The following is a 3,817-nucleotide window of genomic DNA, read 5'->3' as shown; positions in this document are numbered from 1 at the left end:
AGAACATTCTGCGGTTACATCGGCAGGAGCTTCGCTCAATACCGGAGCAGTTTTATCCTGAACGGTAATTACCTGTGCTTTAGAAGCAGTGTTTCCACAAACATCTGTCGCAGTCCAAGTTCTGGTTAGCGTATAGTTGCTGGCACAATTTCCGTCGGTTCTAACTTCTTTGAAAGTCACTACAGGAACCGCATCACAATTATCAGTAGCTGTTAATGTAGCTGCAGCAGGAACTGCAGAACATTCTGCGGTTACATCGGCAGGAGCTTCGCTCAATATCGGAGCAGTTTTATCTTGAATTTTTATTGTTTGAATTGCTTTAGAAAAATTGCCACAGGCATCTGTAACAGTCCATGTTCTTGTAATAACTTTATTACTTGTACAAGAACTAGCCGGAGTGAGACAAATACTGTTAAAATCTATACTTCCATTTACATTTGCTTGTTTTCTTGAATAAATAAACCATGTACCATTCATTGGTCCGGTAAGATTTTCAAAACTTGGAACATAAGATGTTAATCCAGTAATTGTATTTGGAGATGTTGTTCCTCCATTTGGAGTAAAGTTTTGAATAATTCCAACTTGAACCAAATTATTATTATCCCATTGTGTATATCCAGAGCTATTTGGATAAAATACAGGTAAATATAATTCTTGTGAACTCGATGTAGTATCATCACAATTTCCACCTGTACAATATGGACCAACTAATATCACTCCTTGTCCGCTAGGAGAAACTAAAGTGAATTCTGCTCTTCCTTTTCCTTGATTTGTTTCAAAGGATAAAGCAATTTTTTCAATATTACTTGCTGATAAATCATCAAATCCTGAAATAGTAAAGGGAAAATAATTACCATTTCCAGCATTTATTGATCCATTATTTTCTGTGATTCCAAAACATTCTGTATCGATATAAGTTGTTTTTGGATTAGAATCGCATGTATCATTTATGTTAGTTACATTACCAGTTATAGTTGGGTTAGTATTAGCAATACAATTTTCACCACTATTTATTGTAATATTTGCTGGTGGTGTAAAAGTTGGTGCAGTGATGTCTTGAACTGTAATGGTCTGACTTACTGTTGTACTATGATTATCACTTTCATCAGTTGCATCCCAAGTAATTGTTCGGCTATATGAACCTGCACAATTACCTGGAGATGTTACATCAGATAATACATTGATAGTAGCTGTTGAGCAATTATCAGTAGCTGTAGGAACTGTGAATACAGGAGTTGCAGGACAATTGATAGTTAAGTTAGTACCTGTTGTAGTAATTGAAGGAGGAGTTACATCATCCACAATTACATTTTGAGTAGCGGTAGAAAAATTTCCAACGGCATCTGTGAAGGTCCATGTAATGGTGTGCGTTCCCTGAGTAGAATACGTTAAAGCATCGGAAGTTGTTCCAGTGATTGTCCCAGAACAATTATCGGTAGTTACAGGAGCAGTAGCGGTAGCAGTACATTGCCCTATTACATTAGCCAAAACAGGCACTACCGGTTTGGTTGTATCGGTAATGACTACATTTTGAGTAGCGGTAGAAAAATTTCCAACGGCATCTGTGAAGGTCCATGTAATGGTGTGCGTTCCCTGAGTAGAATAAGTTAAAGCATCGGAAGTTGTTCCAGTGATTGTCCCAGAACAATTATCGGTAGTTACAGGAACAGTAGCGGTAGCGGTACATTGTCCTATTACATTAGCCAAAACAGGCACTACCGGTTTTGTTGTATCGGTAATGACTACATTTTGGGTAGCGGTAGAAAAATTTCCAACGGCATCTGTGAAGGTCCATGTAATGGTGTGCGTTCCTTGAGTAGTATAAGTTAAAGCATCGGATGTTGTTCCAGTGATTGTCCCAGAACAATTATCGGTAGTTACAGGAACAGCAGCGGTAGCAGTACATTGCCCGATTACATTAGCCAAAACAGGAACTACCGGTTTGGTTGTATCGACTCCACTAATAATTATAGTAAGATTTTTTATACAACCGTTACTGTCAGTAACCGTAACTATATATGTTCCAGCAGATAATGTACTTAAGTCTTCTGAAGTGGCAAATTGAGTTCCATTTTTTGTCCATGAATAAGTGTAAGAAGGAGAACCTCCAGATACGCCTAGATTTATTGAGCCTGTTGCCGCACCGTTACAATCAGAATTCTGATGACTTTCAGTTAGTATAAGTTCATTTGGAGTATTAATTAGCAATGAATATGAGTTAAAAACTGCTGTTGGTAATTTTGAATCGGTAACAGTCAACTTAGCAGTTTTTCCTGAAGAAGTGTAAATGTGAGTTGGATTTGTTAATGTAGAAAGAGGTGAGCCGTCTCCAAAATCCCAAGAATAATGGTATGGAGCAGTACCACCATTTGTAGTTGATGTAAAGCTTACAGTATTATTATTACCAACTTTACAAGCTTTATATGTAAATTGTACAGCTAAAGGGGCAGCAAAATAAGTTGAAGCTCCAAATTCACATTGGGCTTTGTTGTAGGTATTTGAAGTGTAAGAAGTAGTCCCGTCAACAATACCATTTCCTGCCCATACTACTAGTATATTATTAAACGATAAAGTCTGACCACATACCCAAGACACCGTTTGAGTTGTCAACTTAATTTTACCTGGAGGTAAATTTTTTGTTGAAGGTAATGTACCTAAATATTTATTAATATCTGTAGATACACCATTAATGGTTAATGTTGCAAATAGTCTTGCGGTATCTATGCTGTTTGCTTGGTTTTGAGTGTAATTCATCCAAATGTCAACATTGTAAGTATCAACGCCAGTGTTACATGTGGGAACAATATCTTCTAAAGGAACTCCATTAACGCTTGCACTGAGATAAACATTTTGAATAGTTACATTATTTGAAGTACAATTATAACCAAATAATCTTAAATCAGGATGATTTGTATCGAATTGGGAATATATATTACCAACAAACATAAATAAAGTTAGTAAAAGAAGGGTAATTTTTGTTTTCATACAATCAATTTTAATTAATTATTACTAAAGTTAATTTTGTGGTATTTGATATATAAAAAATAGAATTTTCATTAAAATAAAAACTTAGAAAATCGCTTGGTTTTAAAAACAATATATAAACACAGGTTTTCTTACAATATAAATGCAATAAACATTTTTTTAATTTTATTTAATCAGTTTTAACTTGTAAATTATTTAAATAAAATTTAAAATTATAAATTTAAATTAATTCTAAATTTTTCATAGTTTAAAGCCTTGTTCTTGATTTAAACTATTCTTTTTCCTTGATAAACTTTTATATCTTAATGTATTTAAAAACACATTTTTACCATATAAAATTAAAATTACAAAGAATTAGTAGTATTGATTTTTTTTTTCTATCAATAACCCAAATACTCGTTTAAATGTAATTTTTTTAAGAAAAATTTAGTTTTTCATATTAAAATTTTAACAATTGTTTTATTTTTTAAATAGCGGAAAACTTTAATGATTTTAAATATTTGACTTAATTTATTGGATAGATAGATATTTATTGTGTTTCTTAATTTAAAATTTATACAAAATTAAAGGGGTGATTTTTATAGAGAACTGTATAAAAATGATGATGATAATTTAACTTAAAAAAATTTCTATTTAAAACAAATAAACCTCGAAAGTGAAACTTCCGAGGTTTATAATTATTAGATATGATTTAATTTTAAATTTGAAAATAGACTTACAGCGCCGTAATAATAAATTCACTTCGTCTGTTCAGTTGATGTTCTTCCTCCGTACATTTTACCCCATCGGCACATTTATTTACGAGTTGTGTTTCTCCATATCCTTTTCCTGT

At 32.9% G+C, this 3,817-nt stretch carries 1 protein-coding gene; it reads right to left on the bottom strand.

The features are described from left to right. Positions 1 to 2,985: HYR-like domain-containing protein (locus ACM55H_RS17845; protein WP_416837801.1), on the bottom strand; the 2,985-nt coding region annotated here is incomplete at its 3' end. Positions 2,986 to 3,817: the final 832 nt, after the last annotated feature.

It is taken from the genome of Flavobacterium cryoconiti, assembly GCF_048158645.1.
GTDB lineage: Bacteria > Bacteroidota > Bacteroidia > Flavobacteriales > Flavobacteriaceae > Flavobacterium > Flavobacterium cryoconiti.
The sequence above is the reverse complement of the archived record's forward strand: the minus strand, read 5'-3'. Positions and strand labels throughout refer to the sequence as shown.